The organism is Streptomyces sp. NPDC007095 (assembly GCF_040634475.1).
Taxonomy (GTDB): domain Bacteria; phylum Actinomycetota; class Actinomycetes; order Streptomycetales; family Streptomycetaceae; genus Streptomyces.
The window spans coordinates 16,314-33,421 of sequence record NZ_JBEYFS010000130.1 but is presented as its reverse complement, the minus strand read 5'-3'; the positions used below and the strand labels follow the sequence as shown (position 1 = coordinate 33,421).

At 69.1% G+C, this 17,108-nt stretch carries 15 protein-coding genes and 1 pseudogene; 9 read left to right on the top strand and 7 right to left on the bottom strand.

The features are described from left to right. From ABZ656_RS35395 to ABZ656_RS35370, 6 genes and pseudogenes are all read left to right on the top strand, one after another. A pseudogene (locus tag ABZ656_RS35395) lies at positions 1-80 on the top strand (peptidase M23); the annotation flags it as partial. 385 nt (positions 81-465) lie between these two features. After that, positions 466-1,089 carry a hypothetical protein gene (locus ABZ656_RS35390; RefSeq protein WP_101403644.1) on the top strand — a complete coding sequence of 208 codons (624 nt, stop codon included), beginning with the start codon at positions 466-468 and terminating at the stop codon, positions 1,087-1,089. A gap of 13 nt (positions 1,090-1,102) precedes the next feature. Continuing rightward, positions 1,103-1,282, top strand: coding sequence for a hypothetical protein (locus tag ABZ656_RS35385; protein ID WP_095853288.1), 180 nt, complete (start codon positions 1,103-1,105; stop codon positions 1,280-1,282). Between the two features lie 141 nt (positions 1,283-1,423). After that, a complete protein-coding gene (locus ABZ656_RS35380; protein ID WP_101399913.1) occupies positions 1,424-1,933 on the top strand; it encodes a BlaI/MecI/CopY family transcriptional regulator in 510 nt (169 codons plus the stop codon). Between the two features lie 9 nt (positions 1,934-1,942). Next, a complete protein-coding gene (locus tag ABZ656_RS35375; protein WP_101399914.1) occupies positions 1,943-2,488 on the top strand; it encodes an amino-acid N-acetyltransferase in 546 nt (181 codons plus the stop codon). A gap of 227 nt (positions 2,489-2,715) precedes the next feature. After that, a complete protein-coding gene (locus ABZ656_RS35370) occupies positions 2,716-3,051 on the top strand; it encodes an Lsr2 family protein (RefSeq protein ID WP_054237508.1) in 336 nt (111 codons plus the stop codon). 34 nt (positions 3,052-3,085) lie between these two features. On the opposite strand, the gene ABZ656_RS35365 is transcribed toward ABZ656_RS35370, so the two are convergent. Further along, on the bottom strand, positions 3,086-3,754 hold the full coding sequence (locus ABZ656_RS35365) for an SCO3374 family protein (RefSeq protein WP_360273498.1): 669 nt from the start codon (positions 3,752-3,754) through the stop codon (positions 3,086-3,088). A 430-nt stretch (positions 3,755-4,184) separates the two neighbouring features. On the opposite strand from ABZ656_RS35365, the gene ABZ656_RS35360 reads away from it, so the two are divergent. Further along, positions 4,185-6,710 carry an ATP-dependent Clp protease ATP-binding subunit gene (locus tag ABZ656_RS35360; protein ID WP_054237510.1) on the top strand — a complete coding sequence of 842 codons (2,526 nt, stop codon included), beginning with the start codon at positions 4,185-4,187 and terminating at the stop codon, positions 6,708-6,710. 65 nt (positions 6,711-6,775) lie between these two features. On the opposite strand, the gene ABZ656_RS35355 is transcribed toward ABZ656_RS35360, so the two are convergent. Both ABZ656_RS35355 and ABZ656_RS35350 read right to left on the bottom strand, forming a co-directional pair. Beyond that, on the bottom strand, positions 6,776-9,916 hold the full coding sequence (locus ABZ656_RS35355) for an NACHT domain-containing protein (protein WP_360273495.1): 3,141 nt from the start codon (positions 9,914-9,916) through the stop codon (positions 6,776-6,778). Positions 9,917-9,958: 42 nt separating this feature from the next. Continuing rightward, the gene (locus tag ABZ656_RS35350; protein ID WP_360273492.1) at positions 9,959-10,471 is read right to left on the bottom strand and encodes a hypothetical protein; all 513 of its coding nucleotides are present in this window, start codon (positions 10,469-10,471) and stop codon (positions 9,959-9,961) included. 416 nt (positions 10,472-10,887) lie between these two features. On the opposite strand from ABZ656_RS35350, the gene ABZ656_RS35345 reads away from it, so the two are divergent. Continuing rightward, the gene (locus tag ABZ656_RS35345) at positions 10,888-11,478 is read left to right on the top strand and encodes a M23 family metallopeptidase (RefSeq protein ID WP_101399919.1); all 591 of its coding nucleotides are present in this window, start codon (positions 10,888-10,890) and stop codon (positions 11,476-11,478) included. On the opposite strand, the gene ABZ656_RS35340 is transcribed toward ABZ656_RS35345, so the two are convergent. After that, positions 11,475-12,086, bottom strand: coding sequence for a TetR/AcrR family transcriptional regulator (locus tag ABZ656_RS35340; protein ID WP_248003057.1), 612 nt, complete (start codon positions 12,084-12,086; stop codon positions 11,475-11,477). The two genes, ABZ656_RS35345 and ABZ656_RS35340, sit on opposite strands and share 4 nt — an antisense overlap. Before the next feature lie 150 nt (positions 12,087-12,236). Here ABZ656_RS35340 and ABZ656_RS35335 point away from each other — a divergent pair, with 150 nt between their 5' ends. Beyond that, positions 12,237-13,835: an MDR family MFS transporter gene (locus ABZ656_RS35335; protein ID WP_360273489.1), complete on the top strand. Its 1,599-nt coding sequence runs from the start codon at positions 12,237-12,239 to the stop codon at positions 13,833-13,835. Positions 13,836-14,149: 314 nt separating this feature from the next. Here ABZ656_RS35335 and cseC read toward each other — a convergent pair whose 3' ends face one another. The 3 genes from cseC to ABZ656_RS35320 all read right to left on the bottom strand — a co-directional run bounded on the left by cseC (position 14,150) and on the right by ABZ656_RS35320 (position 17,098). Beyond that, on the bottom strand, positions 14,150-15,475 hold the full coding sequence (gene cseC / locus ABZ656_RS35330) for a two-component system sensor histidine kinase CseC (RefSeq protein ID WP_101399921.1): 1,326 nt from the start codon (positions 15,473-15,475) through the stop codon (positions 14,150-14,152). Between the two features lie 296 nt (positions 15,476-15,771). Next, on the bottom strand, positions 15,772-16,476 hold the full coding sequence (cseB, locus tag ABZ656_RS35325) for a two-component system response regulator CseB (RefSeq protein WP_101399922.1): 705 nt from the start codon (positions 16,474-16,476) through the stop codon (positions 15,772-15,774). 19 nt (positions 16,477-16,495) lie between these two features. Next, positions 16,496-17,098 (bottom strand): hypothetical protein, encoded by a 603-nt coding sequence (locus ABZ656_RS35320; protein ID WP_360273505.1) that lies wholly within the window; start codon positions 17,096-17,098, stop codon positions 16,496-16,498. Positions 17,099-17,108: the final 10 nt, after the last annotated feature.

Genomic DNA, 17,108 nt, shown 5'->3' with positions numbered 1-17,108 from the left:
TGAGCCGTCGCGCCCGTTGGAAGACCACCCCGACCGCAGCCGTGCGGGACGGTTCCCTCCCGGAGTTCATGGGACCCGAGCTCAATCGCCGGACGGGCTGGATGGTGCGGGCCGCGGTGGGTGGCTTGACGGGGGTGGGTGGGGTTCGGCCTTCGGCCCCGTCCTCAAACGCCGATCGAGCGGCCGTCAGCCGAACGAACTCGGGCGGGCGGGGAATGCGGGGCGAAGCCCCGCCCTGGGGGCGCGGGGAACTGCGCGCCCAGCCCCCACCGTCCCGCAGCCGAAGGGATCGAGTGGACGGGGGTTCGGGGCGGAGCCCCGGCGGGGGCGTCGTCGGGGAGGACACTCACCTGCGGCCCGACCACCCGCCGACCCCCGGAGGGACACGCGCAGACGCTATGCGGATTTTGTCTGATTAGCGCGTATCGTCGCCGCATGCCCACGCCCTACGGATCCCGCGGCGGCATGGCGTTCGGAGCACAGGAGCTGCGTGTGCTCCGTCGCGCTCTCGCCCTCGCCCTCCACCCCACCCCCGCCTCGGCCGAAGACGTCCAGGACTGCCTCCGCCTCGCCGAGTCCGTCGACGAGGCGGCCCGCGAGGGAGCCAGGCTCAGGGCCTTCCTGCTGGCCGACCTCGCCCGCTACCGGGCCGCCCTGCCCGGCACCGCCGCGGGCTATCTCGTCCTCCTGGAGGAGGCGCTCGGCTCGGGCTACCGTCCCGACCCGGACGACCTCGCCGCGCTCCGGGCGCTGAGCGGCAACCCCGCCGCCGCCGCCCTCCTGGACCGCTGCCGCGCCCTCGCCGAGCAGGACGTCCGCACCCGCCTCGCGGGCCTCTCCGTCACGCCCGCGGTCCCCGCCTCCCGTACCCGCCTGACGGCCCTGCCCGGCGGCCTGGCCGCGACCTCGGCCTCGGAGGAACCCGTGAAGAAGCCCGCGGGCAGCCCCGCCGCCGAGCCGCGGCCGCAGTCCCCGGTCAGGAGCCCGCGCCCGGACCGTCCGATCCCGACCCCGGGCGAGGTCTTCCCGCCCAAACGCAAGCCCGCGCCGCCACCGGCGAACCCGCCGCAGCAACTCGCCGCGGGCTAGCTACTCTGGAGGCATGGACTATGTCTCCGCGCTGGTGCCCCCCGTAGTGATGGCCGTGTTCTTCATCGGGTTGATCGTGACGATCGTGAAGACCCAGGGCGGGGCCAACAAGTCCAAGGAGGACGCGGTCGTCGACGCCGCCCTCGCGCGCGCGGAGAGCGCCCGCCAGGCCTCTCCCGACATCAAGGCCTGAGGCGACAGCAGGGCCACAGCCCCGGCCGACGCGGCCCGCGTCCCCGCCGGGGCACTCATCGGCGTACGACTCATACGTTCTCATACGTTTTTCGAGTCGTACGCCCTTTTTGTTGCTGATCTCCCACTATTGTTCTGAGCTGTGCCTCGCCCATTGGGAGAACTCGAAGACGCGGTCATGACGCGGGTGTGGAAGTGGAACCGCCCGGTGACCGTTCGAGAAGTCCTGGAAGACCTTCAGCAGGAACGGTCCATCGCGTACACCACGGTGATGACCGTTTTGGACAATCTCCATCAGAAGGGCTGGGTGCGCAGGGAGGCGGAAGGCCGGGCCTATCGATATGAGGCGGTCTCCACGCGTGCCGCCTACTCGGCCGCACTGATGAACGACGCGTGGTCCCAGAGCGACAACCCCGCCGCCGCTCTCGTCGCCTTCTTCGGCATGATGAGTGAGGAGCAGCGGCGCGCGCTGCGGGATGCCGTACGCATCGTGCAAGGGCCTGAAGAAGACCCCGAACAAGGCGAGGCCGGCGGCGAAACACGTGTAACCCCGGACGCCGCCGACGAGAAGCGGGTCGAGAAGCCCGATGAGGCGTCGGGTGAGAAGCCGGGCGAGAACCCCGACTCCGGCGCGGGCGGTACCGGGCGATAGCGTCCGCCCATGCCAGCAGAGCGTCCAGCACCGCGTCCCGAAGACACCGCAAAAGCCGTCACCGTCCGGCGGGCCAGGACCAGTGATGTCCCGGCCGTGCGCCGCCTCCTCGACGCGAACGTGCGCCGCGGCATCCTGCTCGACAAAGCGACGGTGACGCTTTACGAGGACATCCAGGAGTTCTGGGTCGCGGAACGTGATGACAACGCCGAGGTGGTGGGGTGTGGTGCGCTGCACGTCATGTGGGAAGACCTCGCCGAAGTCCGCACTCTCTCGGTGAACCCCGTGGTCAAGGGCGTCGGTGTCGGTCATCAGTTGCTGGAGAAGTTGCTGCAGACCGCCCGCTGGCTCGGCGTTCGCCGGGTTTTCTGTCTGACCTTCGAAGTCGACTTCTTCGCGAAGCACGGCTTCGTGGAGATCGGCGAGACGCCCGTCGACAGGGATGTCTACGCCGAGCTGCTGCGTTCCTATGACGAGGGCGTGGCAGAGTTCCTCGGTCTCGAACGAGTGAAACCGAACACCTTGGGCAACAGTCGGATGCTTCTGCATCTGTGATCGCCGGCGACTATTCCGCCCGACCGCCTTGCCCGCGTTCCCTATGTCCGAAACGCGCACGTTTCCGGTCTTCCAGCGGCCCCCGAGTCTCACCCAGGGGTTTGTGTTTTTCCAGCAAAAGCGGTTTGCTTTCCGACGTACTGCAGTACTGCATATAACAGGGGACGTGAAACAGCGGCAGACGCCGCAGGCCCTCGGCCCTCAAGTTATCGATGAAAGGAAATCCGGTGGCACAGAAGGTTCAGGTCCTTCTTGTCGACGACCTCGACGGTGGCGAGGCGGACGAGACCGTGACGTTCGCGCTGGACGGCAAGACGTACGAAATCGATCTCACGACCGCCAATGCGGACAAGCTCCGTGGCCTTCTCGAGCCCTACGTGAAGGGTGGCCGTCGTACCGGAGGCCGTGCTGCGGGGGGGCGTGGAAAGGCGCGTGTCGCTTCCGGTGGCAGCCAGGACACCGCACAGATCCGCGCGTGGGCGAAGGAGAACGGTTACGAGGTCAACGACCGTGGCCGCGTTCCGGCGTCCATTCGCGAGGCCTACGAGAAGGCCAACGGCTGAGTCGAGGCCCATGGCCCAGCTGCCCAGCCAAGGTCTACGAGTAGGCCGGCGGCTGGGCGCACGCGCGTCGAAGCCGGACCCGGTGGCACTGTGTCGCCATCGTGTCCACGAGTCGTACGAGATCGGGGGCGCCCCCATCGCCCCCCACGGCCGACAGAGTCGGCAACGAGGGTTCCACCTCGCACCCCGGCTCGGGGGGCCGCAGCCAGACGGCGGCCCCCTGTGGACCGGACCCGTCGGCCCCGTCCGTCCCTGCCCCGTCCGTGGTGAGTGGCCCCTCGGGCATCCCCGGCGGCAGCGGAGCCTCGATGCTCCCGCCCGCGCCGATCGCCGTGAGATCGAGCGCGACAGCGCCCCACTCCAGCCAGTCGAGCAGCCCCGGCAGTTCCTCCGCGCTCCCCGCGGCCACGAGTAGCCACATCCGCGTCCCGTGCCGAGCCGGCCACTTCTCACGCCGAGCCGCCGGATCCTCGCGCGGCGCCGATCGGCTTGTGTGCAGTGCCACCGGAGAGGCCGGTCCCAGGTGTCGCAGGGCCCTGACACCCGCCTCCGCAGGGACGTCCAGGACGTCGAAGCGCAGGCCGGCGGCCAGTCGCAGCGGCGAACCGGGCACTGTCGCCCAGCCGAGTTCGTTCTCGTACCACTGCCGCACCGGGTCGCTCGGGTGGAGCGGGCGGCGAGGGAGGGGGACAGTGGGAAGCATGTCAGGAGCAACCGCCAGAAGGGCTCCAGAGTTACGCTGGGTGTTTCGTCATGTGCGCTGAGTATCGAAAGAAAGGGTGCGCGGGGGCGATCGGTGGCGCAAGGATGTTCGCCCATAGCGGAGGGAACCGGTGCGCGTGGCATGGAGTGTCAGTGCGTACGGGTAAGACATCCCTAGTGAGAGGGGCGACACGCATGGCTCGGGCATCTCACGTTCGCCATCGGCGTACAGCCGGTGCGGGTATCTGCCTGGCCTGCGGGAACATCGTCTCGCACCATCAGGTTGGAGCATATGTCGGCGTTCGGGGTCAGGAGGCCAAGGACGGTGTCGGCAGTTGGAATGAGCGGTCCCCGCTTGCGGGACTAAGCTGCGGAAGGACAGGGAGGGGAGCGTCCCCTTACTGCCTGACCGCTCTGAGGAGCGATTAACGATGTTCGAGAGGTTCACCGACCGCGCGCGGCGGGTTGTCGTCCTGGCTCAGGAAGAAGCCCGGATGCTCAACCACAACTACATCGGCACCGAGCACATCCTCCTGGGCCTGATCCACGAGGGTGAGGGTGTCGCCGCTAAGGCCCTGGAGAGCCTCGGGATTTCGCTCGAGGCGGTCCGCCAGCAGGTGGAGGAGATCATCGGGCAGGGGCAGCAGGCCCCGTCCGGGCACATCCCCTTCACCCCCCGTGCCAAGAAGGTCCTGGAGCTGTCGCTCCGCGAGGCCCTTCAGCTGGGCCACAACTACATCGGCACGGAGCACATCCTGCTCGGCCTGATCCGAGAGGGCGAGGGCGTCGCCGCCCAGGTCCTGGTCAAGCTGGGCGCAGACCTCAACCGGGTGCGGCAGCAGGTCATCCAGCTGCTCTCCGGATACCAGGGCAAGGAGACCGCCACCGCCGGCGGTCCTGCCGAGGGCACCCCCTCCACGTCCCTGGTCCTCGATCAGTTCGGCCGGAACCTCACCCAGGCCGCTCGTGAGTCCAAGCTCGACCCGGTCATCGGGCGCGAGAAGGAGATCGAGCGGGTCATGCAGGTGCTGTCCCGCCGGACCAAGAACAACCCGGTCCTCATCGGCGAGCCCGGCGTCGGCAAGACCGCCGTCGTCGAGGGCCTGGCGCAGGCCATCGTCAAGGGCGAGGTGCCCGAGACCCTCAAGGACAAGCACCTCTACACCCTCGACCTGGGCGCGCTGGTCGCCGGTTCCCGCTACCGCGGTGACTTCGAGGAGCGGCTGAAGAAGGTCCTCAAGGAGATCCGCACCCGCGGCGACATCATCCTGTTCATCGACGAGCTGCACACGCTCGTGGGTGCGGGTGCCGCCGAGGGCGCCATCGACGCGGCGTCGATCCTGAAGCCGATGCTGGCGCGCGGTGAGCTCCAGACCATCGGTGCGACGACCCTGGACGAGTACCGCAAGCACCTCGAGAAGGACGCGGCCCTCGAGCGCCGCTTCCAGCCGATCCAGGTGGCGGAGCCTTCCCTCCCCCACACGATCGAGATCCTCAAGGGCCTGCGCGACCGTTACGAGGCGCACCACCGGGTCTCCATCACGGACGAGGCGCTGGTCCAGGCCGCCACCCTGGCCGACCGGTACATCTCGGACCGCTTCCTGCCGGACAAGGCGATCGACCTCATCGACGAGGCCGGTTCCCGGATGCGCATCCGCCGGATGACCGCGCCGCCGGACCTCCGCGAGTTCGACGAGAAGATCGCGGGCGTCCGCCGTGACAAGGAGTCGGCCATCGACTCCCAGGACTTCGAGAAGGCGGCCTCTCTCCGCGACAAGGAGAAGCAGCTGCTGGCGGCGAAGGCCAAGCGCGAGAAGGAGTGGAAGGCCGGCGACATGGACGTCGTCGCGGAGGTCGACGGCGAGCTGATCGCCGAGGTCCTCGCGACCGCGACCGGCATCCCGGTCTTCAAGCTGACCGAGGAGGAGTCCTCGCGTCTGCTGCGCATGGAGGACGAGCTCCACAAGCGGGTCATCGGCCAGAAGGACGCCGTCAAGGCGCTCTCGAAGGCGATCCGTCGTACGCGGGCCGGTCTGAAGGACCCGAAGCGTCCGGGTGGTTCGTTCATCTTCGCGGGCCCGTCCGGTGTCGGTAAGACCGAGCTGTCCAAGGCCCTCGCCGAGTTCCTCTTCGGTGACGAGGACGCGCTGATCTCCCTCGACATGTCGGAGTTCAGCGAGAAGCACACGGTGTCGCGTCTCTTCGGTTCGCCCCCCGGATACGTGGGCTACGAAGAGGGCGGTCAGCTGACGGAGAAGGTGCGGCGCAAGCCGTTCTCGGTGGTCCTCTTCGACGAGGTCGAGAAGGCCCACCCGGACATCTTCAACTCGCTGCTGCAGATCCTGGAGGACGGTCGCCTGACCGACTCCCAGGGCCGGGTCGTGGACTTCAAGAACACGGTCATCATCATGACGACCAACCTCGGCACGCGGGACATCTCGAAGGGCTTCAACCTGGGCTTCGCGGCCACGGGTGACACGAAGTCGAACTACGAGCGCATGAAGAACAAGGTCTCGGACGAGCTCAAGCAGCACTTCCGCCCCGAGTTCCTCAACCGCGTCGACGACGTGGTCGTCTTCCCGCAGCTGACGCAGGAGGACATCCTCAAGATCGTCGACCTGATGGTCGGCAAGGTGGACGAGCGCCTCAAGGACCGGGACATGGGCATCGAGCTCTCCCAGTCCGCCAAGGAACTGCTGTCCAAGAAGGGTTACGACCCCGTCCTGGGCGCGCGGCCGCTGCGCCGTACGATCCAGCGCGAGATCGAGGACACGCTCTCGGAGAAGATCCTCTTCGGCGAGCTGCGCCCCGGTCACATCGTGGTCGTCGACACGGAGGGCGAGGGCGACACCAAGACCTTCACCTTCCGCGGCGAGGAGAAGTCGGCGCTGCCCGACGTCCCGCCGATCGAGCAGGCCGCGGGTGGAGCAGGGCCCAACCTGAGCAAGGAGGCGTAGCGCTCGGCGCTCGCCTGAACGAAGGGGCTGCCCCGGGACTTCGGTCCCGGGGCAGCCCCTTTTTCTCACACCACGCTGTCGGTCTTCTCGATGGTGACGGCGGCGGTCTCCGGGAGGAACGCCAGGAGATGTTCCGGTACGTCGGTCACGTTCGAGGCGAGATGGAACGTGACTCTGCGCAGGCCGGGAAAGAGAACCGGGACATTTGAGAGGTCTTCGTTTCCCGTGAACTTGTTGAGCCGCAGCCTCGTCACGTTCGGCAGCACCGGGCCCGCGCTCCACCCGACGGCATTCCAGTTCACACGAAGTTCTTGTAGAGCGGGAAGCCGGGTGATCTCTTCGAAGTCCTCGGGAGTGAGCTTTTCCGGGAGTGAGGCGAGACTCAGCTGCTTCAGCGAGTGCATATGACCGAGGCCGCGCAATCCTGTGTGCTGGAGAGCGTTCCTGGTGAACCGCAGATACGTCAGCGGCAGATTCCGGGGGAGTACCTCATCGAGGGAGTCGCCGTGCAACGGGATGCCGATGTCGAGCAGGCGCAGAGTGCGGGATGCCGAGAGCGGTACCAGCGCGTCCGGATTCTCGAGTCCGGGCAGACCGGCGAGCAAGAGCCATTTCAGGGGCAGCTCGGCGAGCGGGGTGAGGTCGTGGACGTACGGGCTGCCGCCGCTGATGTCCAGATGCGCGAGTTGCCCCTGATCCGACAGGAAGCGCAGATCGCGCAGGACGCGGTTGCCGCTTACGACGAGTTTGGACAGCTGGCCAGGCAGCAGGCCCTCGCGTATGTCGTCCGAGTCGATGTCCCCGATGACCTGGACCAAGGGGCGGCCGCCGAGGTCGCGCAGGGCGCGCAGCTGGTCGACGGAGTGCGCGCAGAAGTACAGGTCGTCCGGTGGCAGATGGGCGATGACGTCGGCCGCGTAGCGCCGGGTGTCGAACCGGTGTGCGGTCCAGGCGAGTTGGGCCCGTACGAGCAGTGACGGATGCGACCGGAAGCGGGACAGGACCGGGAGTGCCGCGTCCGTGCCGATGAGTGACGCGGTGATGACCACGGCCCTGGCCTCGTCGTCGGTGAGCCCCTCGGGTCCGGGCAGCAGCTCCAGGACGAGCGGGCCCGCGTCGGCGAGGGTGCGGGCCTCCTCGGTCGTACGGGGCGGGATGAGCGAGGCGGCGTTGCGCTCCACGGCCGCGCGGACGTGGGGGTCGAGTTCCGTGGCGTGTTCCAGCGCGGCCAGGGCGAGCAGCCGTACACGCGTACCCGCCGCTCCGGACGTCTCCTCGGCGGACTTGGCCAAGTCGGCCAGGAGGGTGGCCCGTTCGCGGGGGCGGGCGTGCGCGACCGCCATCCGGATGACGTCCGACCACTGGGAGTCGAAGGCGTTGCGCACCAGCAGCCCGAAGTCCCCGTCCTCCACCGCCGCCCGCGCGCCCAGGTAGTCCTGGAAGGTGCGGTGCACGAACTCGACGGTGCCGAGGGTGGGTTCGCGGAGCAGGCCGCTGCGGACGAGGAGATGGCGCAGGATCGCCGGGGCGTCGCCCTGCGCGGCGGCGGAGGGGAGGGACGGCAGGACGTCGGCGACGATGCGTTCGGCACGGTCGCGGTCCATCTCGGACTGGTTGTTGCGGATGAGCCAGTAGGCCAGCCGCTGGAGGAGCTGGACCTGCGGGAGTTCCGTGAGGTGGATGCCGCCGGTGCGGTCGGGCGCGAACATGTCGCGCTCCTCGTCACGGCGCGACAGCAGCATGGACAGGGCGGCGTCGTACAGCTCCTGCCGGCCGTGCGGCAGATAGCCCCGCCGGTCGCGGTGCAGCGCGCAGATCAGCCCGCACATCAGGGGGTTGGTGGCGAGCCGGCCGAGGTCGGGCTTGGTGCCGACGGCGGTGAGGAGGGAGTGTTCGTAGCCGTCGAGGCGGTCGGTGTCCGGGGCGTCGATCCGGGCCGCCGTGTGCCAGCGGCGGATGAAGGCGGTGACGTCGTCGCGGCTCATGGGGGTGAGGGCGAGCTCGGTGAAGCCGTCGGGGGTGAGCCAGTCCTCGCGGACGGCCGAGGGACGGGAGGTCACCAGCCACTGGTTGCCGGGATAGACGTCCAGCAGTTCGCGCAGCCAGCGGCGGGTCCGCTCGCGGTCGCGTTCGGGGATCTCGTCGATGCCGTCGACGAGGAGCAGCCCGCGCCCGGCGCCGAGGACGCGGTCGTTCCAGCCGTCCGGCTGGGTGGCGTGGAAGGGCACGCGGGCGGCGGCGAGGAAACCGTCGGGCGCCGGGAGTCCGTCGGGGCGGCGGACGAGGGTGCGCAGGGGCAGGACGAACGGGATCCGGTCGCCGCGCTCGCCCCGGGCCGCGGTCACGGCCAGCCACTGCACGAGGGTGGTCTTGCCGGAGCCGGCCACTCCGCGCAGCAGCACCAGGTCCTGTTCGGCGAGGGCCTGCTCGGCGGGGAGGGTGCTGCCGGCGGCCGAGATGCGCGTCCCGTTCGGGCCGGTCGCCTCCGCGTCCTCGGTGGCCCGCACGGCCTGCAGGCCGAGGTAGGCGGCGTCGAGGGGCCAGCGCTCGGGGGAGTTGACGAGGTCGATGCCGTAGATGGTGAGCCGGCTGTGCTTGGTCGCGACGTATGCGAGGTACCGCCGTTCGAAGGCGGGATCCGTGCCGCCGGGCGGGGGAGTCCGTGCGATCAACTCGTCCATCTTGGAGATGAGTTCGCTCTGCCTGCGGCTCTGCTCCACCAGCGTGCGGGCCACGAAGGCCGAGCGCTGGGTGAAGAAGTGCAGGATGTGCAGGCAGGCCGCGCTCAGGATCCGCTCGTAGAACAGGGTCGCGTCGAAGGAGAGGTCCCGCTCAGGGTTGCCGCTCGCGGCGCGCAGCCGCAGGGCGAGCGCCTCGTGACCGAGTTCCACGGCCTGTACGTCGGTCATGGCGAGGTCGCCGAGGGCGTGCAGGGTGTCGGCGAGGGCATGGACGACGGCCTGCTCCTCGTCGGCGGCCAGTGGGCGTTCCCCGGTGCGCAGGGCTCGGGCGACCAGCTCGGCGGCCAGCGTGGTCAGTTCCTTCTCCCCGAGGATCCGTTTCTCTCCCCTGAAGGAGACGAACCCGGAGATCCGCACCGGCTTCTCGACCAGCCCGGCGCCCGGGCCGTCCGCCACGAAGAGCTTCTTGACGAGCGGTGCGACCACGCTCGAGGCCAACTTGGCACCTATGGCTGCTGGTTCCATGTCGCTCCCCCGGACGGCACGGTGACGGCTGCTCAGATCACCCTAGGGCCTGTCGCAGGTCGGGAGTGGCGTCGCGGAGAAGATCGTGTGCGGGTCGTAGTGGCGTTCGGCGGCGAGGAGCCTTGCGGCGGCGCCGTGGAACGGGGGGATGGTGATGCCGGACAGCGGCGAGGTCAGTGCGGAGCCCGCGTCGAGGAGCGCCCGCACGGCGTCCGGGGTGACCGCGGTCACGGTCCGGGTGCGGATCGCGTAGTGGTTCCCCGGGACGTCGCAGGAGCAAGCTGCCGCCGTACCCGTACCCGTACCCGTACCCGTACCCGTACCCGTACCCGTACCCGTACCCGTACCCGTACCCGTACCCGTAGCCGTAGCCGTAGCCGTAGCCGTAGCCGTAGCCGTAGCCGTAGCCGAGGACAGGGACAGGGACAGGGACAGGGACAGGGACAGGGACAGGGACAGGGACAGGGACAGGGACAGGGACAGGGACAGGGACAGGGACAGAGCCGGAGGTGGAGGTGGCGACCCGGTCCGGGCCCAGCCGTGCCGACAGCTCATGGGCCGCCGCCGAACAGCCTTCAGACACGCCCTTGCGGTGACATGACGCACAGGCGATTTGTCCCCTACTAGGGCGAGTAGTGGACAGCGAGGGACGGGCAAAACGGACGTAATGGTGCGGAACCCCCATGGGGTGTGCGGCGTCGCGGTCGGCGGTGCGGCGAGGGTCCTATCGGGCCGGAACGCAGTGCCCGTAAGTGGGTTTAAACGTCTCTACCCTGAAAAATCGGGCGTATTCGATACGGGATGGGGCGTCTGTCAAGAAGGTGGAAATTTCAGGGTGAACTACGACCTGGCGTCGTAGATGAGGACTTTGTGTGTCGGCCAGGGCTCGGGTTACCAAGGGATGGCCCACTCGGCGACGGCTTGTCCGTCGGGTGGACCTGACCCCCGTCTCCGTTCCCACGAGGTTCCGAATGTCGAAGCGCGTCACGTCCCGCCACTCCCGTATGTCCCTGCTCCGCTCCAGGGCGGCCGTCCTGGCCGTCGGCGTGGGTGCCACGGCCGTACTGGGCGCCGGGGTCGCGGCCGCCGCCACCGAGGCGGCCCCGCAGGCCGCCGTGAAGACGGCCGCCACCAAGGCGTCCGCCTCCTGGGTCGACCCGGTGAAGAAGTACACGCTCTCCGCGGGCTTCAACCAGGCCGGCAACCTGTGGCAGCACAACCACTCCGGGCAGGACTTCGCCGTGCCCACCGGCACCGAGGTCGTCGCCGCGCACGGCGGCACCGTCGTCAAGGCCGGCGGCAACGGCGGCGGTGACGGTCCCGCGTACGGCAACGCCATCGTCATCAAGCACGGCAACGGGACCTACTCGCAGTACGCCCACCTGTCCCGGATAGACGTGCGGATCGGCCAGGTCGTCGCCACCGGCCAGCACATCGCGCTCTCCGGCAACACCGGCAACACCACCGGCCCGCACCTGCACTTCGAGATCCGTACGACCCCGAACTACGGTTCCGCGGTCAACCCGGTCGTCTTCCTGCGCGCCCAGGGCGTGACCGTCTAAGACGCCTCAGGGGTGACGCCGGCACCGCCGTGTGCCTGCGTCACCAAGTCGATCGCGACCTCCAGGACAGCCTTGCGCTTCTCCTCGGGGTCGCCTTCGACGTCCTTGAGCAGGAACATCCCGGCGTGCATCGAGAACAGTGCGCTGATGCAGCGCACCTGGTCCGTCAGATCGGCGTCCGGCTCCTTGAGCAGGCCGACCATCCGGATCATGCGGTCCTTGAAGTCCTCGCCCGTGCGCAGCTCGCGGACGGCCGCCTGGTTCTCCTGCATGAAGCGGAAGAGCGGGGCCGCCTCGGCGAGCGCGTTGCTGTAGCGGCGCAGGATCTCCTGCTTCGTCTCCAGCGTGCGAGGCTGCTGCCGCGCCCACTCGATCAGCTCGTCCATGGGCCTGGACAGGTCCTGGAAGAGACTGATGAGGATGTCTTCCTTGGTCTTGAAGTGGTAGTAGAGCGCCGCCTTCGTGACGTCGAGGTGCTCGGCGATCTCGCGCAGCGAGGTCTTCTCGTAGCCGTGCTCGGAGAAGAGTTCGAGGGCGACGTCCTGGATGCGCTGGCGGGTGTCCCCGCGGCGCTGTCGCTTGGTGCCGTCCATGGTGTCGCCGCCCATCCCTGTACTCCTCGCACTCCCTGAAACGTACGTGTCGTCCGACTGGCAAATCCAGGAAAACTTACTTGACGCCCGGCTAGTTACCGGTCTAACTTCCCTCAGTGTAGTCAACTTGCCGGGCGGCAAGTAAGTACCCAGGGGAGTGGAACCGTGGCGGACAACAAGGAAGCGGTCATAGAGACCGAGAAACAACCGCGCAGCGTACGCGTCGTGTTGCTCGCGCTCATGATCACAATGATGCTGGCAATGCTCGACAACATGATCGTGGGCACGGCCATGCCGACGATCGTGGGCGAGCTGGGCGGCCTCCAGCACCTGTCATGGGTCGTCACCGCGTACACCCTCGCGACCGCCGCCTCCACCCCCATCTGGGGCAAGCTCGGCGACATGTACGGGCGCAAGGGCGCCTTCATGACCTCGATCGTGATCTTCCTGGTCGGCTCCGCGCTCAGCGGTATGGCCCAGGACATGGGGCAGCTCATCGGCTTCCGTGCCGTTCAGGGTCTGGGCGCCGGTGGTCTGATGGTCGGCGTCATGGCGATCATCGGTGACCTGATTCCGCCGCGGGAGCGCGGAAAGTACCAGGGCATGATGGCCGGCATCATGGCGCTCGCCATGATCGGCGGACCGCTCATCGGCGGCACCATCACCGACCACTGGGGCTGGCGCTGGTCCTTCTACATCAACCTGCCGCTCGGCATCGTCGCGCTTCTCGCCATCAGCGCCGTACTGCACCTGCCGAAGAAGCGCGTCCAGGCGAAGATCGACTACCTCGGCGCCGGACTCCTGGCCCTCGGTATCTCGTCCATCGTGCTGGTCACCACCTGGGGCGGCAGCGAGTACGCCTGGGGCTCGGCCAGGATCATGGAGCTCATCGGCATCGGTGTCGCCGCGCTGGTCGGCTTCGTCTTCGTGCAGACCAAGGCCGCCGCGCCGATCATGCCGCTGCACATCTTCCGCAGCCGCAACTTCACGCTGATGTCGATCATCGGCTTCATCACCGGCTTCGTGATGTTCGGCGCCACGCTCTTCCTGCCGCTGTACCAGCAGTCCGTGCAGGGCGCGTCCGCGACGAACTCCGGGCTGCTCCTGCTGCCGATGCTCGGCGCGATGCTGGTGACCTCGATGGTCGCCGGCCGGGTCACCACCGGCACCGGGCGCTACAAGGCCTTCCCGATCGTCGGCGGCGTGCTCATGGCGGTCGGCCTGTTCCTGCTCTCTCAGATGGACACCGGTACGACCCGGTTCACCTCCGGGCTGTACATGGCCGTGCTCGGCCTCGGCATGGGCTGCCTGATGCAGATCACCATGCTGGTCGCGCAGAACAGCGTCGAGATGAAGGACATGGGCGTCGCGTCCTCGTCCACCACCCTCTTCCGTACGCTCGGCTCGTCCTTCGGCGTCGCGATCATGGGTGCGCTGTTCAATCAGCGGGTCCAGGACGTGATGACCGAGCGGGCCGGGGCGCTGGGGTCCAAGGTCACCGAGCAGTCGGCACAGCTGGACGCGGCGAGCCTGGCCAAGCTGCCGGCCGCGGCGCGGGAGGCGTACCAGTACGCGGTGTCCTCCGGAACGCACTCCGCGTTCCTGCTGGGCGCGGTGGTGTCGGTGGGGGCGCTGGTGGCCGCGGTGTTCGTGAAGGAGGTTCCGCTGCGGGGGGCGGGTGCGGGGGCGTCGCAGCCGGAGGGCTCGGCCGAGGGTGCGGTGAGCGACTCGGCGCCGAAGCCGACCGTCGCCGAGACCGTCTGACCTCGCCCGATCCGACCCCGCTTGATCCGAAGACCCCCGGAGTGTCCGCCCCGGGGGTCTTCTCCTGTACACGCCCGGTGCGACGTCCTCGATCGCCGGACGGGCTGGGTGCCGGGCGGGTCGAAGGGTGCGGGTCGGACTTTGGCCTCGTTCTCGAAACGCCGGTCGATCCGAGGCTTTTGAGGGGCGGGGAACTGCGCGCCCAGTCCCACCGGCCCTCAGCCGAACGAATCGGCTGGGCCGGGGACTGGCCGAGCCGGGCCCGGCCTACGGCAGGGGCAACGGCAACGGCAACCGGTACTCGCTCACCCGCATCAGGTCGGCAGCATCGGATAGCTGCCGGTGTTCGTCGGCGCGTGCTCCGGCAGCCACAGCACCGCGACCGCGCCCTCCGCGGGCACGTGCTCGGGAGCCCCCGCGGGCCGGACGTTTCGGAAGGTCAGCCGCGCGCCGAGCACCCGGGCCTGACCGGCCGCGATGGTGAGGCCGAGGCCGTGACCGTGGCCCGAGCGGTCGCTGCTGCCGGTACGGAAGCGGCTGGGTCCCTCGGCGAGGAGCTCCTCGGGGAAGCCGGGACCGTGGTCGCGGACCCGGATGACCCGGCCCTCGACCGAGACCTCGATCGGCGGCTTGCCGTGCCGTGCCGCGTTGGCCAGCAGGTTGAACAGCACGCGCTCCAGGCGACGCGGATCCGTCGTGACCTCCGACTCGTGGATCACGCGTACGTCGACGTCGGCGTCCTTGGCGGCCACGCGCCGCGACACGAACTCGCCGAGCAGGATGTCCTGGAGTTCGGCCCGCTCGGAGGCGCCGTCCAGCCGCGCCACTTCGAGGACGTCCTCGACCAGGGTCCGCATGGCCTGGGCACGGTCGCGGACGAGTTCCGTGGGGCGGCCGGGGGGAAGGAGTTCCGCGGCCGTCAGCAGGCCGGTCACCGGCGTGCGCAGTTCGTGGGCGATGTCGGCGGTCACCCGGCGCTCGGCCTCGATGCGCTGCTGGAGCGCGTCCGCCATGGCGTCCACCGCACGCGCGAGGTCGTCGGTCTCGTCCCGTACGACCCCGCCGATCGCTTCCCGGACCCGTACGTCGGTCTCACCCTTGGCGACCTGGTTCGCCGCGGCGGCGGCCTTGCGCAGCCGGCGCGAGAGCTGGCCGCCGATCAGCACGCCGAGCGCGCTGCCGCCGAAGACGACCGCGATCGAGCCGATGATCAGCGCCTGGTCGAGGTCCTTCATGACGTCGGTGTTGCGGTCCGTGAAACCGGTGTGGAGCGAGAGGACGCGGCCGTCCTTGAGGGGTACGGCCGCCCAGATGTCCGGGACCCCGTTCGGACGGTCGGCCACGAAGGTGGCCCGCCGGCCCTGCATGACCTTCGCCAGCAGGGCCTTCGGGATGGCCGGGTCGTCGACCTTGACCCCGAAGGCCTGGGTCCGCCCGGACTCGTACATGCGCTCGGCGACCGTGATGCGCTCGTCCGCCAGGTCGCGCGAGTTGTCGAGCATCGAGACGCGCGCCGCGTTGTGCACGACGAGGCTGAGCGCGACCGCGACCAGCGCGCCGACCATGGCGATCGCCGCGCTGAGCTTCCACCGGATGCCCGTGCGAATGCCGGAGTTCCCGGCGGCCGCCGCCATGCGCATGCCCACAGGCACGCCACGGCCGACAGCTGCGCTCCGGCCGACGGATGCGACCCGCCCGGCAGATGGGCCCCGGCCGACGGGTGTGCCCGGTTCGACGGGTGTGTTCCGGCCGGTCCGACTGCTCCCGGTCACCGGGCTGTTCCCCGTCACCGAGCCGTACCCGTCCACCGAGCCGTACCCGTCGACCGGCCCGCGCCCGTCGCCCCTGTCGCGCCCGCCGACCGGTCTGTTGGGGCCGGTCGGGCCGTTGCCGCCCGCCGGAGTCCGGCGCCGAAATATCCCCCGCATGTCCCTGCTCAGGCCTTCAACTTGTAGCCGAAGCCGCGGACCGTCTCGATCCGGTCCTGGCCGATCTTCGTCCGCAGCCGCTGTACGTGGACGTCGACGACTCGGGTGTCCCCGCCCCAGCCGTAGTCCCACACGCGTTCGAGCAGCTTGTCGCGGCTCAGCACCGTACCCGGCGCGGAGGAGAACTCCAGCAGCAGCCGCATCTCGGTGGGCGTCAGGGCCACCGGCGTACCGCCCTTGTGGACTTCCATGCCCTCGGTGTCGATCTCCAGGTCGCCGAAGGAGAGCATCCCGCCGTCGACGGACGAGGCCTCTTCGGGGACTCCGTTCGAACCGCTCGCGTGTCCGAAACGGCGCAGCACCGCGCGGATCCGGGCGACCAGCACGGCCCCGTCGAAGGGCTTGGTCACGTAGTCGTCGGCGCCCGCCTCCAGGCCCAGCACGACGTCGATCGAGTCGGCGCGCGCGGACAGCATGATCACGGGGACGGTGGACTCGTCACGGATGCGGCGGCACAGCGAAACGCCGTCGAGTCCGGGGACCATCACGTCCAGCAGGGCGATGTCGGGACGGTCGGCGCGGAACGCCTCCAGGCCCGACAGCCCGTCGGGCATGGCCGTCACCGCGAAGCCGTCGCGCTCGAGAGCGAGCTGCGTGGCCTCGCGGATGACGTCGTCGTCCTCGACGAACAGGACGTGGGTCTGTTCTGCCATCCGGCTGCTCCGTCTGCGCTCAGTTCGCGGGAGCGGGTGTGTCCACGCCGCCCACCGCGTTGCTGTAGTCGTTGTGCGTCCGGGACCTCTCGGTGAAGTGGGTCGCGGTCCACCCGTAGGTGATCACTTCTTCACTGGAGGGGTACTCCACCGGGTCGCCCTTCTTGTACAACTGCTGGGTGATCACCAGGTCGCCCCGGTCGATCTCCGCATAGACCGGCGGCTCCTCGGTCTTGAAGACATTCTCGTACCTGCCGCTTTCCTCGCGGTAGACGTACGAGCCGATCCCCACGGCATCCCCGCAGGTCATGACGTTGACCACGACGTCGTCCGTGGCTCCTCCGGTCAGATCCCCGTACGACACGTCGACCGGGTACTCGTCGGCGACGCACGGTTTCGTCAGCGCGTTCTTGACCGAGTCGCTGACCTCCGGGTCGTCCTTGACGAGCTTGACCGCGTCCACGCGTTTGGGCGTCTTGGACGGGGAGGCGGAGGGCGCGTGGCTCGGGGCCGCCCCCTTCGCCACCGCCTCACTGCTCGCCGGGCCCTCGTCGCGGGCGCCCGTGCCACCCGTGGCGCCGGGGTACAGTAAAAGCCCTAGGGGGGCGAGCGCGGCCGTCACCGCGCTCGCC